Here is a 20341-nt window from a genome sequence, read left to right on the forward strand (position 1 = left end):
CAGAATAACTTGACTGCTGTGTTACGATTAACAGAAAAGCCTGAACAGTTATTTCCTTATTTTTTCATTTTAATCCAAAGTGACAACAAAACGAATTTCCGCAAGGGCGGGGGTAAAATTTCACAACCGGTTTTAAAATGAGTACGTCTTGCTTTACGCTAAAAACCGGAATGAAATTCGTGTAAAATTTTACAAATCACAATCTTCAACAATAGCAATATCAATGCATGAGGCGTGACAGTCATATTCGGCTGAGGTTCACAAAACAGATTTCCGTTAAAGGGATTGTCTTATTGACGGAAGGAATGTTGCAACAATCAGATATTTTTCAAAAAGTCATCACACCAGAGATTGAAAATCTTTTCAGCTTTTGTTCTCAAACCTCCCTGGTATTTTTTTGCCTCATTGCGAAGATTAACCGGATCAATTCCGGCTTGCGAAAGCTCGGCGGCATGGCCGACCAACCAATGTTCAAAATAATCAAGATCGGCTTCAAGATGAAATTGTAACGCCAAAATGTTTTCATATGAAAACGCCTGATTGGGACAAATACCGGTTTCTGCCAAACGCTTCGCCCCTTCCGGAATCTCGAAATCATCACCATGCCAATGAAGAACCGGCGTTGTGCCGATCAATGCAAGTGGGCTTTTCTGCCCCTCTTCGGTTAATTGTAGGCTTGAAAAGCCGATTTCTTTTTTACCCATCGGTTGTACTTTTGCGCCAAGAACGCTTGCAATCAATTGTGCTCCGAGACACACACCGACCGTCGGTTTTTCGCTTTTCAAGGACTTTTCTATCAGTTTCAATTCCTGATTGATAAAAGGATAGCGTTCACCATCATAAACACCGATAGGACCGCCTAGAATAATGACGATATCTGCTTTATTAACCGGGAACGCAGAAATGTCATCGCGCGTTGCATCAAGATTTTTTAGTTCATATCCGCGTTTGGCAAGAACATTCCCGATCAAACCGGCATTTTCAAATTCTAGATGTTGTAAAACAAGCGCTGTTTTCATTTTCTTCTCCGTTAAAATCTCTCGCAGCAAGTGAACGAATGCAAAAGACTTAAGTCCAAAAAGCAGTATTGAAAGCATGAAAAGCAGTGAATGCCAAGTCGTTTTATCAAAAGACTGCATTAGATAATATCAACAACGATCCTGAAAATTATCCAGAGACGGAATTTTACAATCAATTTTTTAAGCGAAGTTTTTATCTACCGAATAATTGATTTTGAACGATCCATATTTCCATAAGTACGACCTTTTCAGTTCAAATTATTCCAAAGTATTTCTGAAAATAAAATTTAATGACTTATTCAATTTATTTTTATGAAAACATTTATTTTCGCCTTGCGATACAAATAAAAATATTCATTATATTAACAGGTTTCCTTTCGTGGGACCTATTGGGAGGATTAACGACAATCTAATTTTGACCAATCGTTGGAAGCTGTTTTACAGCTTGCAGCAATAGATGTTCTGTCGTTTTGCATAATGACCGTCAGGAGGATTTTGAAAGGCGGTCTGATTTCGGAAGGGAGGAACTTCAAATACGTCCCAAGTTTGAATGTCCCTGGTTAACAGTCATTATAATTTTTATTGGACACAACAACTATGGAACAAAATATAAGTGAACGGACACGTCGCGCACGTAAAGCAGGCATTGCCTCTTTTATCGGAACGACAATCGAATGGTATGATTTTTATGCATATAGTACAGCTGCCGCATTGGTATTGGGGAAATTGTTTTTTCCGGCGACTGATCCGGGAACAGCAACCCTAGCGGCTTTTGCAACTTTTTGGGTGGGGTTTTTTGCCAGACCTGTCGGAGGGATTTTCTTTGGCCATCTGGGCGACCGTATCGGCCGCAAAAAGACACTGGTAGCGACACTTCTGTTAATGGGATGTTGTACAACTTTGATAGGATTTTTACCGGTATATGAAAATGTCGGTATTGTTGCGCCTATACTCCTTGTTGTCTTGCGATTGATCCAAGGTTTGGCAATGGGAGGTGAATGGGGTGGCGCCGTGGTTCTTTCAGCCGAACATGCACCGAAGGGAAAATCCATTTTTTACGCTGCTTTTGCTCAACAGGGCTCTCCTGCCGGAAATATGCTTGCAACATTGGTTTTTCTATTTTTCTCGATGTTGCCTGATGAAAAATTCCTGAGTTGGGGATGGCGTTTGCCTTTCATGTTCTCCGCCATTCTGGTTATAATAGGTCTTATCATCCGCATCAGTGTGGATGAGTCACCCGAGATGGAAAAAATACAGAAGGAAAAAGCTGTTGCTCGCCTCCCTATTGCAGAGGTATTAAAAAAATATAAGGCAATAGTTTTGCTGGGAATTGGTGCGACCATCATAACGGTCACCGCAACCTATTTCAAAACAACTTTTGCTCTTGCATGGGCGGTTCATGAAAAGCTCTTTACCCGAACCGAATTTCTATCCATTGTCAGTGTCGCTATCTTTGTTCAACTTCTGGTTCAGCCTTTTGGTGCGATTCTGGCTTCGAAATTCGATCTGCGAAAAACTGTGACATGGATGCTTATTCCCGAAATTTTCATGTTGCCACTTATGTTCTCACTCATCGAGACGAAGTCCATGCCGTTAGCGATGATTGGCATGGCGTTGGCGACTCTCCCACACTCGCTCTATTATGCAGCTCTTGCGGGTATCCTCGTGAAAGCATTTCCTACTCAAGTCCGTTATACCGCAATTTCGATAACCTATCAGGTTTGCTCGATGATATTTGCCGGCTCCACACCGATGATTGCGCAATATTTACTCAATGAAACGGGGACAATTTTGTCGGCTATGGCTTTTGCCATTGCACAGGTGGTCATTACATTAATCTGCGCTGTTGCCTTAATTGTCTACGCAAAAATTTCTAATGAAAGAGATGAAGTGTAAAAGCGATTTTTTAGAATTGTTGAAAAATCCGATTGGCAAATTTAATGAATTTGCCAATCATTTTCATTGTCATGATTAGTTACAACTGAATATTGTAAGCAGACGATTACAAAATGAAAATCTATCCGTTTATGACATCAGCCACCAATTTTTCAGACTTTGTAACCGCATTCTTCAGAGGTTTTCAGCCAAAGATAAGTTTTGTTACTAAAGCAAAACACAAACACAACAGCCCTAACTTTTTCGGGCTCTAAAATTCCGACTATCTTTTAGTTTGGAGTGCAAATATGGCAAAACCAGAAAAAATGACAAAATCTGATGCCAAGGCTTTCGAGTCTCGGCTACTCGCCGATGAAGCAAAATATTGCTCCTTCGGTGATACTGTCCACTACGTAAATCCGCCAAAAGTATTTGCCGGTTGTGAAGGCTCCTATATGTATGATCTCGAAGGTGTCCCTTACCTTGATCTGCAAATGTGGTATTCCGCCTGTAACTTTGGCTACGCAAATCCCCGCCTTGATAATGTTCTGAAAAAGCAGATCGACACTTTACCACAGGTTGCCAGCCAATATTTGCATCCGACAAAAATCGAATTGGCCAAAATCATTGCCGAAGATATGAAGAAAAAATTCGGCCTTGATGGACGTATCCATTTCAATGTTGGCGGCTCGCAATGTATTGAAGATTCTCTGAAAGTCGTGCGTAATGCCAAGGCCGGAAAGAGCCTGATGTTTGCCTTTGAAGGTGGCTATCACGGCCGCACATTGGGTGCTTCTTCCATTACATCAAGCTATCGCTATCGTCGTCGTTACGGCCATTTTGGCGAACGCGCCATGTTCCTGCCCTTCCCTTATCCGTTCCGTCGTCCTAAAGGAATGACTGTTGAAGAATATGGCGAACATTGTGTCAACGAATTCGCCCGCCTGTTTGAAACAGAATATAATGGCGTATGGGATCCGAAAGCTAATGAAACCGAATACGCTGCCTTCTATATCGAACCTCTTCAGGGCACTGGCGGTTACGTTATTCCACCGAGAAACTTCTTTAAAGGCATCAAGAAAGTTCTCGACGAGCATGGCATTCTTCTTGTGGTCGACGAAATCCAGATGGGATTTTATCGCACAGGCAAATTATGGTCGATTGAACATTTCGGCGTTACCCCTGATGTTCTTGTTTTCGCCAAATCGCTCACCAATGGGCTTAATCCTTTGGGTGGTCTTTGGGCACGCGAAGAATTGATCAATCCGAAAATGTTTCCTCCGGGGTCAACCCATTCAACATTCGCTTCGAATCCGCTTGGAACTGCGCTCGGTGTTGAAGTTTTCCATATGCTTGGTGAAACCGATTATGAAACCATGGTTATGGAAAAGGGCAAACATTTTCTGGAAGGATTGCAAGATCTTCAGAAACGTCATCCGGAAATTGGTGATGTTGACGGCCTGGGCTTGGCCTTGCGGGCCGAAATTTGCACCGAAGATGGCTTCACACCAAACAAAGCGCTTCTTGATCGCATGGTTGACATCGGCCTTTCAGGCGATCTTGACTGGCAGGGCAAAAAAACCGGCCTCGTTCTTGATGTCGGTGGCTATTATAAAAACGTCATCACGCTTGCACCGTCACTTCTCATCACAACAGAAGAAATTGACAAAGCAATTTCACTGCTTGATCAATTGATTACGCGTGCAAAGAAGGAACAATAAAATTGATGCTGGACCGGTTACAATTCCGGTCTGGAAAACCTTTTGTGTGAAGGGGAAACGCTCTCCCCTTCACGTCATTTGGTGAAATACTTGCTTCGCATTTTTTTGAAATTCCAAGCTTTTTATAAAGCGTGCTGACAGTCATTTCCGTACGAGGTGAAGACGCGTAAACGAATTTCAATCCGCTTCTTTCAAAACATTTGATGGGTAAACCGGCGAAATATGGAAAATCGAAAAGAGACAGACAACCCCATTAAAGCTTGGTCAAACAAGCTCGAACCCGATTATCTTTTAAGCGATTTTCTGCGCCACCCGCCTGTCGATTTCAAGGCGACCATTTCCGAAGTCGGACTTCCGGTTTTTTCAGCTCTCTTTGATCTCACAACGACAATGGATAATGAAGATCAAAAGCGATTAAAAAAAATACCGTTCTATAAATTCTGGTCACGGCTGTTGAAATATAAAACATTGTTTGTCGGCACAACTGTATCGGAATTTTCGCCGCTGCCCACACCTTTTAATGCAACTCAAGTGGCGCTTTCCTTGAAAGAAAAAGAAGGCAAAAATTATCCGCTTGTCATCGTTAAAGATTTGCCATCTCCTTCGCCTTTAATATCTGATGAAGACGCCAAAAAAACTGCGGATTTTCTGGCACAATTGGAACAGGCGGGTTTTATTTCTGTTGCCGGACAAGCTCTTGCTTATGTGCCGGTCGATTATTCATCACGGGATGATTTTCTTTGCCGTTTTTCGAAAAATCGCCGCAAGGATTTTCGTCGGAAATTGCGTGCGATGGAAAATCTGGAGATTGAGGTTTTAACCGCCAACTCGCCTTATCTTCAAAGTGACGAGGTGATAAAACACTTCTACCGGCTTTATTTGCAGGTCTTTCAACAGAGCGAAATCCATTTCGATCTTTTGAGCGAAGAGTTTTTCTACGATTTGTTACATACGGGCGACGAAAGCCTGCGGGTTGTTGTCTATAAAAAAAGTGGCAAGCTCATCGGTTACAATATCTGTTTTGCCTATAAAGACATGCTTGTCGACAAATATATCGGCTTTGATTACCCGCTTGCAACCGACAATAATCTTTATTTCATAAGCTGGTTTTTCAATCTTGAATATGCCCGACTCAACGGTTTCAAATATTATGTTGCCGGTTGGACCGACCCTGAAATCAAAGCTTATCTTGGCGCAAAATTCGTTTATACACGCCATGCTGTCTATATCCGCAATCCTTTGTTGCGAGGGATATTGAAGCACTTCCGGCATCATTTCGAAAGTGATGCCCATCTTGAACTTCAAGGAGACCAAAACTGATGAAAAATCCGGTTATCCTCGATTTTGACAATAGTGTGGGAACATTCGACAGTTCCATCAATATCGATTTAAGCGGGTGGCAAGACCGTATCCGTTACGCTACGACTTTTGCCAATTTTCGTCAGCTGGAACTGGAGCTTGAAAATCAGATGCCGGAAACTTATGGACCGGTTTTCCTTGGAAGTGGCGATTATCACCATGTCAGCCAATTATTGATAAAACATTGTTACAAACATATTAAAAAAGACTCTTTAACGCTCATTGTGATTGATAACCATCCAGACAATATGCGTTATCCTTTCGGCATCCATTGTGGTTCATGGATCAGTCATGCTGCGTCATTGCCGTTCGTCGACCATGTTCACGTCGTCGGCATTACCTCCGGCGATATCGGGGTGAAACACGCTGTCGAAAACCGCTTGAAACCGCTTATGTCCAACAAATTGACATATTGGTCGACAAAAGTGGATGTGAGCTGGGCAAATATTCTGGGCTTGAAAAATGCTTTTCAGACATTTGCCAATGTCGATGACATGATGTCGGCCTTTATCAGCAGCATTTATAAGGAAAATCTTCCCATCTATTTGTCAATTGACAAGGATGCACTCTCGCCGCAATTTATCCATACCAATTGGGATCAGGGCGAGATGGAACCGCGGCATTTGACCGATCTTATCACCAATATCGGTTCCCGGCTCGAAGCCTGTGATATTACCGGAGAGGTTTCCAATTACACTTATCACAGTTTCTGGAAAAGTCTTTTAAGTAAACTTGACGGGCAGACAACCGTTTCCAACGAACTGGTTACAAAGTGGCAAAAAGAACAGCATGAGTTGAATAGCAAGCTCATCAAAACGCTTTCCGCTTATCTTTAACAAGCATATTTTTTCAAGAAAGCGCGTATTTTTCAAGCGCTCTCTCTAAAGCCCGAAGCGCATGACAAAACGTGCGCCTCCCAAGCGGCTTGAAAGGACAAAAGCTGAACCATGGTGGAGCTCTGCAATAGCACGCACGAAAGAAAGGCCGACCCCATATCCCTCATGTGAGCCGGATTTATCATTATCAAGCCGGAAAAAAGGCGAGAATATTTCCTCTCTGGCACTTTCTGCTACCCCCGGCCCATCATCATCGAATTCGAAAATCAGCGCATCATCCTGTTTATAAACATGGATATAAACCTTTGAACGGGCATATTTGAAAGCGTTCAGAATGATATTGCGAAACGCCATTGCAGCCAATTTCGGATCAATAAAACTATCCACATTGGCAATATTATAGCTGACTTCAAATCCTTTCGGCTTCAACAATGACAAATCATCAATGATGTTTTCTGCCCAACGCTTGATATGGACATTTTCAAGCTTTGTCGGCATGTTTTTGTTGTTCATGCGGAAATAATCGAGCGATATTTTTATCAATTGCTCAAGCTCGTCTATATCCTTGTCAATTCCTGCATAAAGCTTCTTTTTTTCTTCCGGATCGGAATCTTCCAACATGCTCAAACCAAAGCGCAATCGGGCGAGAGGTGTGCGGAATTCATGCGCCATAGCATGCATCATGGTACGGCTATGACCGACGAGAAGCTCAAGACGGGTTGCCATATCATTGATAACATGGCCGATCATTTTTAACGGTTCGCTACGAATTTTCGGAACACGTGCCGTCAAATTCCCTTCGCCCAATGCGTTGGCTGTCAATCTGATGGCTCGCGCTTCACGCCACAATGTGGAAAAAGCAAAATATAAAATAGCAAAAAACAGCAGAGCATTGACGATTGTGAGCAATGCCAGAAGGATAAAAATTGCGCTGGCATTGGCATCATTGATGTCGGTCGTAACCAACGGCCCCAGTTTCAGATAGCCGCCTGAATTGAGTTTTGCATAGATATGATCATCTTCATCATCATAAGCGAGGTCATAGGATTTCAATTGCTCTTTCACATCATCCGAAAAATGGTCGGGCTTTTCGATATAAGCGAGGCGGAAATGAAAATGCGGCTGCAATTCTTGAAGCACATCAGACGGCTTTTTCAACGGCTCGTTCGCAATTGCCTGATCAATCATGTAGACGGTGCCCTGATGGGCATCGCGTTCAATATCCGCGTCGTCAATAATGCCGGTCCAGTTGGCAGGCAAAGCAAGAAACAATTGCAATGTTCCGTAAGCAACGCCTCCTTGCAAGAAGAACAAAATGACAAGCACACTGATCGAGCGTAAAATGACCATGCGGCGACGGCTTTTTTGTAGCCCATCATGTTCTTCGTCCGTCATAGCATTTCACCAATCATTGCCGCCATTCGCATGTTTCTCGTAATTCGGCTTATCTTTCCCGGAGATTATAGCCCGATTATCCACTTTTTAAATCATTGGCAGATTTTATGCCATTTTGTTTGCTTCTTTCCGCTATCTTTCTTGTAAGGCTTGGCTGCCCTGTTTTGATTACGGCTTCAGCCTATTTTCTTATTCTCCTTCCCATTGCAGAAAAAGATACCCTTTGGCACGCACTGTTTTGATAAAACGCGGGTTTTCAAGGTCATCACCCAGTCGGCGGCGAAGCCTTGAAATACGCGCATCAATCGACCGATCAAGCCCGTCAAACTCGATACCACGCAAAGCATTTAATATATCGTCGCGTGATAATATCTGTCCGGCGTGGCTTGCAAGAAGCCACAAGAGATCAAATTCGGCCGTGGTTAAATCAACCGGTTTATTATCAATCAGAACTGCGCGGTTATCCTTGTCGATGACGAGATTGCCAAAAACAAGTTTGGTGCGCGACGAAGGTAATGCTTCGTTTTCAGTATGATTTTCGTCGACCGTTTCGCTTTCTTTTCTTCTTAAAAGTGCGCGTATATGGGCAAGCAAACGGCGTGGTTCGACCGGCTTGGACATATAATCGTCGGCACCAAGTTCCAATCCGATAATTTCATCAATGTCATCTTCGCTTGCCGTCATAATCAATATCGGGCCTTTATAGAACGGACGCACATCACGGCAGACATCGAAACCGGATTTTCCAGGCAGCATGACATCAAGAATGACGAGATCAGGCAGCAATTGCTTGATGACCTCTTCGGCTGTATCGCCGCGAGGATGCACCTCTACATCATAATTTTGTCGCTTCAGATAATTGGCAACAAGTTCGGCAAGCCGTGTATCATCTTCTATTATAAGAATTTTCTTGTTCATGCAGGTCTTTCTTTTCCGGTTACAGAAATGCAACAAAGAACGCATATTCGTCTTTATTGTTTATAGGTAAAAGGTCGCTATGTATCAAGCTGACCAAATTCCAGTTATGGCTTCTATTGGAGATTAAGACGAATATGACAAGAACGTTCCCGAATGCTTTTCAAGCTTTGAGCGCTCCCGTATTCTCACAAGGGCCCATATTTTCCCGCGTCTTTGTCGATTTCGACGGCACAATTGCCGATAATGACGTGACAGATGTTCTTTTGGAAAGATTTGCATCTCCAAACTGGGAATCAATCGAACAGGATTGGCTTTCGGGCAAAATCGGTGCACGCGAATGCATGATGAGACAAATCGCGCTTATCAAGGCCTCGCCCGCCGAGCTCAAAAAATGTCTTGATGAAATGAAAATCGACCCCGCTTTCCCGGATTTTGTCCGCTTGCTTGACCGGCAAGGTGTCGATATTGCCATTTTAAGCGACGGACTCGATTATAGTATCCACACGATTTTGAAACGTTATGGGCTCGAAAACGTCAAGGTTTTTGCAAACCGTCTTCTTTATGCCGGCAATAATAATTGGCAGTTACAATTTCCCTACAAAAATGTTGCTTGCCCGGCTGGCAATTGCAAATGTCGCCATTTTGCCAATGCGGATAATGGATTTACCCTCTATATCGGCGATGGAACATCTGATTTCTGTGCGGCCGGAAAAGCCGACCTTGTACTCGCCAAAGGAAAACTTGCCGATTATTGTGCAGCAAACAGCATTGACCACATCAAGGTCGATAACTTCGCCGAAATCATGCAAATCTGGCACAAACTGCAACGGCCGGAAAAAGCCCGCGAAAGGGTGGCTTCATGATTACCGATGTCAGCTTTTTCTATAAAGGTGGTCGGGCTGGCGTTCTTCTCATTCATGGTTTGACAGGCACACCGGCCGAAATGCAAATTCTGGGCAAAGGTTTGCATAAGCACGGTTTTACTGTTTACGGTATGCAACTTGCAGGCCATTGCGGTGATGAAAATGATCTTTTGGCAACCAGCTGGCATGACTGGTATGATAGCGTCATACGTGCAGCAGATCGGCTTTTGGAACATGTTGACACAATGTTTGTCGGCGGACTTTCTATGGGTGCAGTTCTGGCACTCAAATATACGGCCGATCATCCTGAAAATGTAAAAGGTGTCGGCGTATATGGTCCGACATTCATTTATGATGGCTGGTCGATACCACGCTATATCCAGCGGTCTGTATTTTTGTTGAAATGGTTCAAAGCACTCGGCATTTTTCAGAAAAGTGTGTTTATCGAACGGCCGCCTTATGGTTTGAAAGACGAACGGATACGCAAAACCATTTCCGAAAGTATGCTTTCAGGTGACAGTGCCAAAGGTGGACTTGCCGGAAATCCGCTCGGTTCACTTGCCGAGATGCAGGAACTTGCGAAACAAACCGAGACACAATTGCATGATATAAAAGCTCCCTGCCTTATCATGCATTCAAACCATGATGATATTGCCAATATGGAAACAAATTCGGGACGTGTTGCCCGTTCGGTTTCAGGCCCCGTCAAGATGATACCATTGGAGAACAGCTACCATATGATAACAATTGACCGTGACCGTAAAAAAGTCATTCAGGAAAGTGCCGATTTCTTTGGTGCCTTATGCACAAAAGATCAATTGGTACCCCCTGCTGTAAACCCGTTTATTCGCGAGATTGCTTGACAATGAGTTGGCTGATTTTTCTGGTGTGGTTTGGAAATATTGTTTGTGACACTATCGGCCAGCTTGCCTTCAAAGGTGCAGCCACAGAACCGGACGAGGAAAACAAACCGCAATCGCTTTTTCAATATTGGATAGCGCTTTTCCGCCAACCGTTATTATGGCTCGGCATCATATCCTATGTCGCCGAATTTTTGCTATGGATGGCATTTTTGACATTGGTTCCGCTTTCGGAAGGCATATTGCTCGGATCAATCAATATCATTGTCATCATGGTATTGGGGCGGCTGTTTTTTGATGAAAAACTCACCTCTATGCGGGTTCTCGGCATCAGCTTTGTTGCCATAGGTGTTGCTATTGTGGGAGCTTTTTAATGCGTCGCTTCTATATTCTGGGCTTTTTCTTTTTGATGATGTTTGACACGCTCGGCCAGATCAGCTTCAAGCTTTCGGCAACCGCCGCCCTGCCCTTGGAAGCAAGCCTCGGCTGGTTGTATCGTATTTTTTCCCATCCTTTTGTGTATTTTGCTATTCTCGGCTATGTCGGAGCATTCTTCACATGGATGACGCTTTTAAGACGCGCACCTGTCGGTCCAGCATTTGCGGCGTCGCATCTTGAAGTGGTTACTGTCATGATTGCTTCCGTTCTGATATTCGGCGAAACGATTTCATTGGCACATTTTGCCGGTGCACTGTTTATTGTTGCGGGCATTGTGTGCCTTGCATTTGCCGAACGTGATGTCATCAAAAAAGAAAACGAGAAATCATAAGAATGAAGAGACAAGGCGAAATTCCACCAACCGCCGGTCTCCCTATGGTTTGGCATGATTGGTTGCCAACAAAAAAAGAACTCTGCCCTAATTTAAGCGAATTATTCGATTTGCCGCCGCTCATTCTGGAATGTTCAGGCACGGCTTCACTCATTGTCGCCCTTCAAACTCTGGCAAATATGCCCAAGAACGAAGGGCGAAGAGACGTTATCATACCGGCTTATAATTGCCCGCTCGTTGTGCTTGCCATTGCCCATTGCAATTTGACAGTAAAAGTCTGCGATACAGCAAAAAACAGTTTCGATTTCGATTTTGATTGCCTCGACAAACTTATCGACGAAAACACACTGGCTGTTATTCCGACCCATATTGGCGGCCAATTGGCAGATGTTGAACAATGCGTTGAAATGGCTCACAAAAAAGGCGCTTATGTCATTGAAGACGGGGCACAGGCGCTCGGTTCGACAGCCGGCAAAACGGGGGATATTGCTTTTTTCAGTCTTGCCGTCGGAAAGGGGCTTACCCTTTATGAAGGCGGCCTTTTAACTTCATCGAATGATGAAATCCGTCTGGCATTAAAGGAAACCCACCAAAAAATAGTAAAACCCCGCATTTTCTTTGAACTTAAACGCATAAGCGAATTGTTGGGATATTCTATCGCCTATCGTCCGCAGCTTTTGTCACTCGCCTACGGTATGCCGAGGCGCAAGGAGCTTGCAGCCGGCAATATAGAAGAAGCGGTCGGTGATGTTTTTGATGACAATATTCCTGTCCATCTTGTAAGCCGTTTCAGAATGAAAAGAGGTGCTAACGCAGCTTCAAGGCTCAAACCTTTTTTAGAGGACATAAAAAAACAGGCGCAACTTCGCGTCGACAAGCTTGCAAAAATTCCGTCGATCACGGTTGTTAAAGGCCTTGATGATGAAGGGGCTATTTGGCCATTTATTATGGTGCTTTTTAAAACCAAAGAAGCAAGAGACAAAGCACTTGAAACCTTGTGGCCTTCACCCTATGGCGTCACCCGCCTGTTCGTTCATGCTTTACCCGATTATTCCTATCTTGAACCGCATTTCAACACGCATTTTTCAACGCCTAATGCCAGAGATTTTGCGGCGAGAATGTTGACCATATCGAATAGTCCATGGCTTGATGATGAGACGTTTGACAAGATTGTAACAACCATTGCAAGGTCTGTTTGAAAAAATGGACCGGTTATCACAAGGCTTGCACAACATGAATGCCGGTCAAAATGCAACTTTGAACCGGACACCGAAAACTGTTGCCATTTATGTCATGGCAAATTTCAGCCCGTTTCACATTTCTGTTCCGGTTATGGCGTTCGGTGCGGCTATGCCGGACAAAACCTATTACAAGCCAATCCTGTTTTCAGAAAAAACCGGAATTGTTGAAGGTCAGGATGCTTTTTCAATCAAAGTCGACCACGATCTAAAAAGCCTTGATGACGCCGATATAATCGTCATTCCCTATTGGCCGGATCCGCAACAACCGATCTCTGCTGTCTTGAAGACAAGTCTTAACAATGGAGCGCGAAAAAATAAAACCATTATGGGGCTTTGTCTTGGCACTTATGTTCTGGCCTATAGCGGGCTTTTGAAGGGGAAAAAAGCTGCAACGCACTGGGCCTATGAAAAACAGTTTGCCGAACAGTTTCCTGATACGGAAGTCGATTTTAATGCCCTTTATGTCGAAGATGGTAACATCATCACATCCGCTGGTACTGCGGCAGGTATTGATTGTTGTCTCCACCTTATTCGCAAAAATTACGGTGGCGCTGTTGCCAATCATGCTGCACGTATGATTGTGACACCGCCGCACCGCGAAGGTGGTCAAGCTCAATATCTTGCCACACCTGTTCCAATATCGACAAGCGACCAGCGCATAAATTCACTGCTTGAAACAATCAGAAAGAACCTCGCCTCTCCCTATTCTCTCGACACTATGGCCAAGAATGTCGGTATGAGCCGGCGCACATTCACCCGCCGTTTTCATCAGGCAACCGGCCGTTCACCAATGGAATGGCTTAATCATGAAAGGCTGCATTTTTCGCGACACGCATTGGAAACAACAAAACTTTCTATTGAGGAAATTGCGCAACTTGCCGGATTTGTCTCTACCCAATCATTCCGCCGCAGTTTTATTGACGCGTTTCGGGTCACACCTACCAAATGGCGGCAGACGTTTTCAATTTAACCGGTCTTTTTTATTCCGCCAAAAAAGCTCCGCTAAATTTTGGCCCGATATGAATGCCTTTTGACCATCAGGCCAGTTTCTAATCGAAAAAAGCATGCCTACATAAACTTCAAGAAATTGAAGAGGTTTTAACCATGAAATTCACATTCATTCGTAACGCAACGGTTATTCTTGATTACGCCGGAAAACACATTCTCATTGATCCGATGCTGGCAGAAAAAGATCGCTATCCCGGACTTCCCGGTACAGTTCATAGCGAGCGGCGGTTCCCGCGTGTTGAACTGCCTTTTGATGCCAGAGACATTATCAAAAATGTGGATGCCATTTTTTTAAGTCATACTCATCCCGACCATTGGGACGAGGTTGCGACAGGACTTATAGACAAAGAACAGAAAATATTCGTCCAGAATGAAAAGGATAAAGAATTTCTTGAGAGCCAGGGTTTCAAAAATCTCGCCGTTCTGCCGCAAAAACTCGATTATGAAAACGGCATTCATGTAACCAAAACTTTATGCCAGCATGGAAGCAATGAAGCTTTCAAAAATCGAGAGGTTGGTGAAGTCTTAGGCCATGCCACCGGCTTTATATTTGAAGCACCAAACGAACCAACGCTTTATTTTGCGGGCGATACAATATGGATTGACGCTGTCGAGAACAATTTAAAACATTATAAGCCGGAAGTTGTTGTTCTTCATGCAGGTGACGCACAACTTCAAGGCTTCGGTTCCATTATTATGGGCAAGGAGGATGTCGTTCACGCCCATAAAATCGCGCCGCAATCCAAGCTCGTTGCTATCCATATGGAAGCCTGCAACCATGCTGTTTTAAGCCGGAAAGAACTTCGTTCTTATGTTGATAAAGCAGGTATCGGCCAATCGGTCATTATTCCGCTTGAAGGTGATAAACTCGAATTCTGAGCCACTTGCTATTCAAAAAAGCGAGACAACGCAACCGGCTTTGATATTTTCAAGTCAAGCCTGTGCGCCCCTTTTAAAATGCGATTAAAAAAAAGGCCGGCACTTAGGAAACTGTCGGCCTTTTATTTGAACTTTCATTTTTCCGGTTTTTGAAAAACGATAACCAACAATGGCCCATCAGGCTTTTATGATTTTGATTGTAGCTGCTCTCGCTCTCTCGCCCACCATTGGTCCGACATAGGGGCTCGGATCATATTTTGTATGATAAGCCTCATCAATTTGATTGAGAACCGCAGGGTCTTTGACGGCTTCGTAATGGACAGATTCGGTTTTTCCGTCCACGATAATTTTCCCACTTTTTTGTTTGATTGCAGCCTGATACCAGCGTGAGGACGTGCCGCTATAGGCACGCACATAAAGACCACCATCGACGACAACTTCCCATATCCACACAGGTGTGCCCGTTGTCTTTAAATCCTCATGGTAGGGAGCCATTTTGAGATCATCGGCTGCATCAATTGCCGCAAGCTCGCTCTTTGTCCATTCACTCATTATTCAGCCTCTTGAAAAACACGATCAATAAAAAAGTTCAACTATTCAGAAAGCTATCAAGCACTTCGCTTGCACGTTTCCCAACTTCCGCACCGACCTTCGATTCAAGAATGCTAACAATTTCCCGTAAATCCTGTTTTTCAAGGCCGGTATTCGTTCCCATCTGATAATGCGATTTCAATTGCGACTTGGCGCCTTGAAGTGCCGCAAGCATGGAAATTGTAGCAACTTCTCTTGTTTCATAATCAAGATTGTCACGCACAAAAATATCGCCAAAAAGGTGACTTTTCAAAAACTGGTCAATTGCGGGAGCAAATTCAAAAAGCGGGCCTATCACCGGTTGACCAACCAGTTTTGTCTGGATTCCGGTTCCTACCTCCAACATTGTTTTATCTGTTTGGACGGGCGAGGCATCTCTGCCTTGTTCATCTTTTTTACCCGCTTTATGTCTTTTATTGACCACATCCATCAAAGCGGAAAGCGCATTCAGACTTCTCGGGAACCCAGCATAAGCATAAGTCTGAACCAGAACTTCCTTGATATCATTGATCGCAACCTTGTCGTCCAGTGCTTCGGTCAGTGCATTTCTCAACCCATCAATATTTCCTTCAGTTGCAAAAGCGGCAACAGGAACAAGTCTTTTTTGTTCAAGTGTCAACATTGTTTTTTCCTGTAATTTTGCAAAACTGTTTTTGTGAAAAACAACTTATCGTGCCCGCGCAAATTAAACTCGCCTCAAAAAAATCGTCGTCGATGAAGTTTGAATGCCGGTTTCACGCGGATTTACCCGACGCAAAGTCAATAACAAAACGGTAGCGCACATCCTTGGCCATGACCCGTTCATAAGCGCGATCAATTTCATCGGGTTTAATAAGTTCTATATCGGCCTCGATATGGCGTGCCGCACAATAATCAATCACTTCCTGTGTTTCGGCAATGCCACCAATCATCGAACCGGCAAGACTTTTCCGGCCAAAGCCATTGGCCATACCACTCAAACCGCCTGTCAATTCTCCAAGCGCACCAACATTAACGAGGGTCGCGTCAAGCTTAAGCATATTCATAAAAGGCTGCATCGGATATGAGACCGGTACTGTCGAGATCATCAAATCGAAATGATTGGTTAGGCGCTCGAAAGCCTTTTTGTCAGTCCACAAAAATGCATCACTTGCACCTAAACGTTTGGCATCCGCGATCTTTCCTTCCGTTGTTGTGAAAACCGTGACATCGGCACGCATGGAATGGGCAAGTTTCAATGCCATATGTCCAAGGCCACCAAGGCCAACAATTGCTATTTTCTGATCTTTTTGCAATTTCCAATGACGCATGGGGGAAAAAGTGGTCACACCGGCACAAAGCAACGGCGCGTAAGCGGCAAGATGCACTTGGGCTGGAATATGAATGACAAAATGCTCGTTGACAACCATGCGGTCGCTATAGCCGCCAAAAGTGTAGCCACCGCTTATCTTGTCCGGTGAATCATAGGTAAAGGTAGTACCGTTCAGACAGTTCTGTTCGCGATCATCAAGGCAATTCTCGCATGTGCCGCACGAATCCACCATGCAGCCCACCCCGCCAATATCGCCGACTTTGAATTTCGTGACTTTTGAACCAACCGCAAGAACGCGGCCGACGATTTCATGACCGGGTACGATTGGATAATGTGCGGCGCTCCAGTCGGAATGAACAGCGTGAATATCGGAATGGCAAATGCCGACATAAAGAATGTCGAGAAGGACGTCGTCCGGCCTCAAAGCACGTCGTGTGATGGTGAGTGGCGAAAAACCGGATGTCGCACTTTTTGCAGCATAGGCACGGGTTTCAAAAGGCTCTTTGCCAAGAACCATCTTGCTTCTCGAAGGAGCTGCCTTTGCAGCTACACTTGTCCCCATCATTGCACCGGCGGCAAGAACAGACGCGCCACCTTCTTTCAAAAATTCACGCCGCGGCAAAGTTTCGTGTTTTTTATGATTGGAATTTCCACACGCTTCACACATTTGCAAATCTCCCGAACCGGCATAATGCATCTATAACCCCGTCAATCCGGTTCTTGCCGGTTCACCGTAACGTGGCCTTAAAATCCGCTGGCATTTTATAAAACCTGAATGACGAGCCTGAATGTAATCGTTCAAAGCGTACCGGTTTAATGAGCTGCCGCGTGATTTCATCTCGCTCATTAAAGGCCATGATGCACATAAAAATAACAGGATATTTGTGCATGTCTCTATGAATTCAATTCATAAATAAACATGATATAATGAAGATCTTTTTCAATAACGGATTTTATCTGAAAAAATGCTAAGAGAAAACATCCATGATCTCATGTCTTTTTTCGTGGTTGCACGAGAAAAAAGTTTTACCCGTGCGGCGAGCAAACTGGGTGTCTCACAATCGGCGTTAAGCCATGCCATGCGTGGTCTTGAAGAGCGATTGGGAATTCGTCTGCTCACACGGACAACGCGCAATGTTTCAACGACAACGGCAGGCGAGCGGTTGATAGAAGAGCTTTCACCGCTTATCGAGACGATGGACGAGAAGCTTGATCTCATCACCAATGCAGCCGAAGAACCAAAAGGAAAAATCCGCATCACTACGGTGGATTATCCCGCGTCCTATATTTTACGACCGAAATTGCAGCCTTTTTTACGGAAATATCCGAAGATCGAAGTAGAGATCAATATCAATTATGGTCTTACCGATATTATTGAAGAACGTTTTGACGCGGGTATCCGTATTGGCGAACATCTCGCCAAAGACATGATTGCCATTCCGGTTGGACCAGCAATGCGAATGGCAATTGTCGGGGCGCCGGCTTATTTTGAAACACATGAAAAACCGGAAACACTTCACGATCTGATGGAACAGAACTGCATCAATTTGCGGGTTCCAACGTCCGGCGGACTTTATCCTTGGGAGCTTGATGACGAAAACGGAGAAGTCAATGTACGCCCGAAAGGACAGCTCATTTTCAACACCTATCCACATATTCTTGAAGCTGCCCTTGACGGTCTCGGCCTTGCTTATATTCCCGAACAGGAAGTCGACGAATTTATCAGAGAGGGACGCCTTATCCGTGTCCTTGAAAAATATTGTTTACCGTTTCCAGGTTACTATCTCTATTATCCAAATCGTCGCCATCATCCGATTGCTTTTCAATTGTTCATTGAAGCTTTGAAGCGGCATGATCCCGAATAATTTTTTACTCTGCAGATTATCTCGTCTTTCTTGATTAGTCCGTTTTCGTTTGGTTGTTAAGCGGTCGTTGTTGAATAGCTCAAGCCATTCCAGCATAATTTCTGTCAGACGTTTGTTATTGATTCAAAAATAGCTTGATTAGCGCACCTTAACAGTTAAAGTCCATTTTGCCCGTGTAAAGACCTTCTCATCATGAGGAGGCAAACATCTTTATGCTTCAAGCTGCTTTGTCGGATAACCGGAAAGAATTGCTTGTTACCCGAATTTGAATAGTGTCAGAATAGCTTAGTTTCAGGATCATTCATCAATGACAAGTTCTTCTCCCTTATTGGGTATCAAAGCGCGAAACATTTCTCTCGATTATGAAGGCAAAGCAGTTTTTCGGTCGCTGGATTTTGATATTCCTGCCGGTGAATTTGTCGGGCTTTTGGGGCAAAGCGGAATTGGCAAAACCACCCTTCTGAAAATTATTGCCGGCCTACTTGCCCCCGATAGCGGAAAAATTTCAGGTTCCGACGGTGACAGTCTTCATGGCCGCATAACCTATATGGCGCAACAGGATTTGCTATTTCCCTGGCTCAAGGTGATAGAGAATGTTTGCCTTGGAGCAAGACTGCGCCATGAGAAGAAGGACTACAAAAAAGCCGAAGAATTACTGGAAAAGGTCGGTCTTTTGTCGGTCAAAGAGCAACTCCCCGAAACTTTATCGGGTGGTATGCGCCAAAGGGTGGCTATTGCCCGTACATTATATGAAGACAAACCCGTTGTATTGATGGACGAACCATTTTCGGCACTTGACGCGGTTACTCGCGCCACCATACAGGAACTTGCATTTGATCTTCTCAAAAACAAAACGGTATTGCTTGTTACCCACGATCCATCCGAAGCTGCACGATTGTGTCAGCGTATACTGGTTCTCAAAGGTCAACCGGCGATATTCTTACCTGCTATTCTTGTCGAAGGTAAAGCACCGAGAAATTATGATGATAAAAACCGCATAAAGAGCGAAACCGAATTGATGCATTTTTTAAAGGGGATATAGCTTGCAGAACCGCTTCAATAAAAAACTTGCATTTTTCCTTCATGGTCTTGTGGTTTTCTTTGGCATCCTTGCATTATGGTGGGCTGTCGCCATTATTTTCGATCTCAAAAAATACATTTTGCCCTCCCCCCTTGTTGTCGCACAATCACTTTGGAATGGACGGCAATATCTTCTGGAAAATTCTTTGATTACAATTGTCGAAATTGTCATCGGCTTTGTTTTGGGGATTTTGTCCGGTGCTGCTTTGGCGCTTCTTCTAATGTTTTCCAAGACATTGCAAAAATGGCTGATGCCGGTTCTGATTGTAAGCCAGTCAATACCGGTTTTCGCCCTTGCCCCCATTCTGGTTCTATGGTTCGGCTACGGTATCCTCTCGAAAATCATCGCCGCAATACTGGTTATATTTTTTCCTGTTACAACAGCCTTTTTTGACGGTTTGCAGCGAACCAACCAAGGATATCTCGATCTTGCGAGAACCATGGGAGCATCTCCCTTGTCTCAACTTGTCCATATCAGGCTTGTGGCAGCGCTGCCGGCACTTGGTTCCGGTGTGCGTGTCGCCGCTGCTATTGCTCCGATTGGTGCGATTATCGGCGAATGGGTGGGGTCGTCCGGCGGGCTCGGCTATATCATGTTGAACGCCAATGCCCGTATGCAAACACCGACATGCTTTGCCGCAATATTTATACTTTCCATTATTGCAATGATTTTATGGTATATCACCGATATCATATTGAAATATGTTATCTACTGGGATAAAAAATCTCAACAAAATTGATTTTTCTTTTTATTATATTTCCGGAGGAAAC

At 44.2% G+C, this 20341-nt stretch carries 20 protein-coding genes; 14 read left to right on the forward strand and 6 right to left on the reverse strand.

Annotated elements, in window-relative coordinates; translation table 11 throughout:
• Positions 1–317: 317 nt before the first annotated feature.
• Entirely contained in the window at positions 318–1019 is a 702-nt protein-coding gene (locus H3V12_RS06495) for a glutamine amidotransferase (protein WP_198213627.1), read from the reverse strand.
• Positions 1020–1616: 597 nt separating this feature from the next.
• Between H3V12_RS06495 and H3V12_RS06500 the strand changes: the two genes are divergently transcribed.
• The 4 genes from H3V12_RS06500 to H3V12_RS06515 all read left to right on the forward strand — a co-directional run bounded on the left by H3V12_RS06500 (position 1617) and on the right by H3V12_RS06515 (position 6810).
• Positions 1617–2915: an MFS transporter gene (locus H3V12_RS06500; RefSeq protein ID WP_198213629.1), complete on the forward strand. Its 1299-nt coding sequence runs from the start codon at positions 1617–1619 to the stop codon at positions 2913–2915.
• A gap of 287 nt (positions 2916–3202) precedes the next feature.
• Positions 3203–4615: an aminotransferase class III-fold pyridoxal phosphate-dependent enzyme gene (locus tag H3V12_RS06505; RefSeq protein ID WP_198213631.1), complete on the forward strand. Its 1413-nt coding sequence runs from the start codon at positions 3203–3205 to the stop codon at positions 4613–4615.
• A 222-nt stretch (positions 4616–4837) separates the two neighbouring features.
• Positions 4838–5935 (forward strand): GNAT family N-acetyltransferase, encoded by a 1098-nt coding sequence (locus H3V12_RS06510; RefSeq protein WP_198213633.1) that lies wholly within the window; start codon positions 4838–4840, stop codon positions 5933–5935.
• Positions 5935–6810: an arginase family protein gene (locus H3V12_RS06515; protein ID WP_198213635.1), complete on the forward strand. Its 876-nt coding sequence runs from the start codon at positions 5935–5937 to the stop codon at positions 6808–6810. The genes H3V12_RS06510 and H3V12_RS06515 overlap by 1 nt, the downstream gene beginning before the upstream one ends.
• A 45-nt stretch (positions 6811–6855) precedes the next feature.
• Here the strand turns inward: H3V12_RS06515 and H3V12_RS06520 are convergent, their stop codons facing one another.
• Together H3V12_RS06520 and H3V12_RS06525 are read right to left on the reverse strand one after the other, a co-directional pair.
• Complete coding sequence (locus tag H3V12_RS06520; RefSeq protein ID WP_198213637.1) at positions 6856–8205, reverse strand: ATP-binding protein; 1350 nt, start codon at positions 8203–8205, stop codon at positions 6856–6858.
• Positions 8206–8394: 189 nt separating this feature from the next.
• Positions 8395–9123, reverse strand: a complete 729-nt coding sequence (locus H3V12_RS06525) for a response regulator (RefSeq protein WP_198213639.1) — start codon at positions 9121–9123, stop codon at positions 8395–8397.
• 134 nt (positions 9124–9257) lie between these two features.
• On the opposite strand from H3V12_RS06525, the gene H3V12_RS06530 reads away from it, so the two are divergent.
• The 7 genes from H3V12_RS06530 to H3V12_RS06560 all read left to right on the forward strand — a co-directional run bounded on the left by H3V12_RS06530 (position 9258) and on the right by H3V12_RS06560 (position 14743).
• Complete coding sequence (locus tag H3V12_RS06530) at positions 9258–9986, forward strand: MtnX-like HAD-IB family phosphatase (protein WP_198213641.1); 729 nt, start codon at positions 9258–9260, stop codon at positions 9984–9986.
• The gene (locus H3V12_RS06535) at positions 9983–10849 is read left to right on the forward strand and encodes an alpha/beta fold hydrolase (RefSeq protein ID WP_198213643.1); all 867 of its coding nucleotides are present in this window, start codon (positions 9983–9985) and stop codon (positions 10847–10849) included. The genes H3V12_RS06530 and H3V12_RS06535 overlap by 4 nt, the downstream gene beginning before the upstream one ends.
• Before the next feature lie 2 nt (positions 10850–10851).
• Positions 10852–11220 carry an EamA family transporter gene (locus tag H3V12_RS06540; RefSeq protein ID WP_198213645.1) on the forward strand — a complete coding sequence of 123 codons (369 nt, stop codon included), beginning with the start codon at positions 10852–10854 and terminating at the stop codon, positions 11218–11220.
• Positions 11220–11615, forward strand: a complete 396-nt coding sequence (locus H3V12_RS06545; RefSeq protein ID WP_075870359.1) for an EamA family transporter — start codon at positions 11220–11222, stop codon at positions 11613–11615. Before H3V12_RS06540 ends, H3V12_RS06545 begins: the two co-directional genes overlap by 1 nt.
• Positions 11616–11617: 2 nt before the next feature.
• Entirely contained in the window at positions 11618–12814 is a 1197-nt protein-coding gene (locus H3V12_RS06550; protein ID WP_198213647.1) for an aminotransferase class V-fold PLP-dependent enzyme, read from the forward strand.
• A gap of 34 nt (positions 12815–12848) precedes the next feature.
• Positions 12849–13826 (forward strand): helix-turn-helix domain-containing protein, encoded by a 978-nt coding sequence (locus tag H3V12_RS06555; protein WP_198213649.1) that lies wholly within the window; start codon positions 12849–12851, stop codon positions 13824–13826.
• Positions 13827–13960: 134 nt separating this feature from the next.
• The gene (locus tag H3V12_RS06560; protein WP_198213651.1) at positions 13961–14743 is read left to right on the forward strand and encodes an MBL fold metallo-hydrolase; all 783 of its coding nucleotides are present in this window, start codon (positions 13961–13963) and stop codon (positions 14741–14743) included.
• Between the two features lie 177 nt (positions 14744–14920).
• Here the strand turns inward: H3V12_RS06560 and H3V12_RS06565 are convergent, their stop codons facing one another.
• From H3V12_RS06565 to H3V12_RS06575, 3 genes are all read right to left on the reverse strand, one after another.
• Positions 14921–15295, reverse strand: a complete 375-nt coding sequence (locus H3V12_RS06565; RefSeq protein ID WP_198213653.1) for a DUF2255 family protein — start codon at positions 15293–15295, stop codon at positions 14921–14923.
• Between the two features lie 37 nt (positions 15296–15332).
• On the reverse strand, positions 15333–15956 hold the full coding sequence (locus H3V12_RS06570) for a carboxymuconolactone decarboxylase family protein (protein ID WP_198213655.1): 624 nt from the start codon (positions 15954–15956) through the stop codon (positions 15333–15335).
• Positions 15957–16068: 112 nt separating this feature from the next.
• Positions 16069–17292, reverse strand: a complete 1224-nt coding sequence (locus tag H3V12_RS06575; RefSeq protein ID WP_281432009.1) for an NAD(P)-dependent alcohol dehydrogenase — start codon at positions 17290–17292, stop codon at positions 16069–16071.
• 298 nt (positions 17293–17590) lie between these two features.
• On the opposite strand from H3V12_RS06575, the gene H3V12_RS06580 reads away from it, so the two are divergent.
• The 3 genes from H3V12_RS06580 to H3V12_RS06590 all read left to right on the forward strand — a co-directional run bounded on the left by H3V12_RS06580 (position 17591) and on the right by H3V12_RS06590 (position 20310).
• Positions 17591–18490: a LysR family transcriptional regulator gene (locus H3V12_RS06580; protein ID WP_198213657.1), complete on the forward strand. Its 900-nt coding sequence runs from the start codon at positions 17591–17593 to the stop codon at positions 18488–18490.
• 307 nt (positions 18491–18797) lie between these two features.
• Entirely contained in the window at positions 18798–19532 is a 735-nt protein-coding gene (locus tag H3V12_RS06585) for an ABC transporter ATP-binding protein (RefSeq protein ID WP_198213659.1), read from the forward strand.
• A gap of 1 nt (position 19533) precedes the next feature.
• Complete coding sequence (locus H3V12_RS06590; protein WP_075915160.1) at positions 19534–20310, forward strand: ABC transporter permease; 777 nt, start codon at positions 19534–19536, stop codon at positions 20308–20310.
• The last annotated feature ends 31 nt before the right edge of the window (positions 20311–20341 follow it).

It is taken from the genome of Bartonella sp. W8167 (assembly GCF_016100335.1).
Classification (GTDB): domain Bacteria; phylum Pseudomonadota; class Alphaproteobacteria; order Rhizobiales; family Rhizobiaceae; genus Bartonella; species Bartonella apis.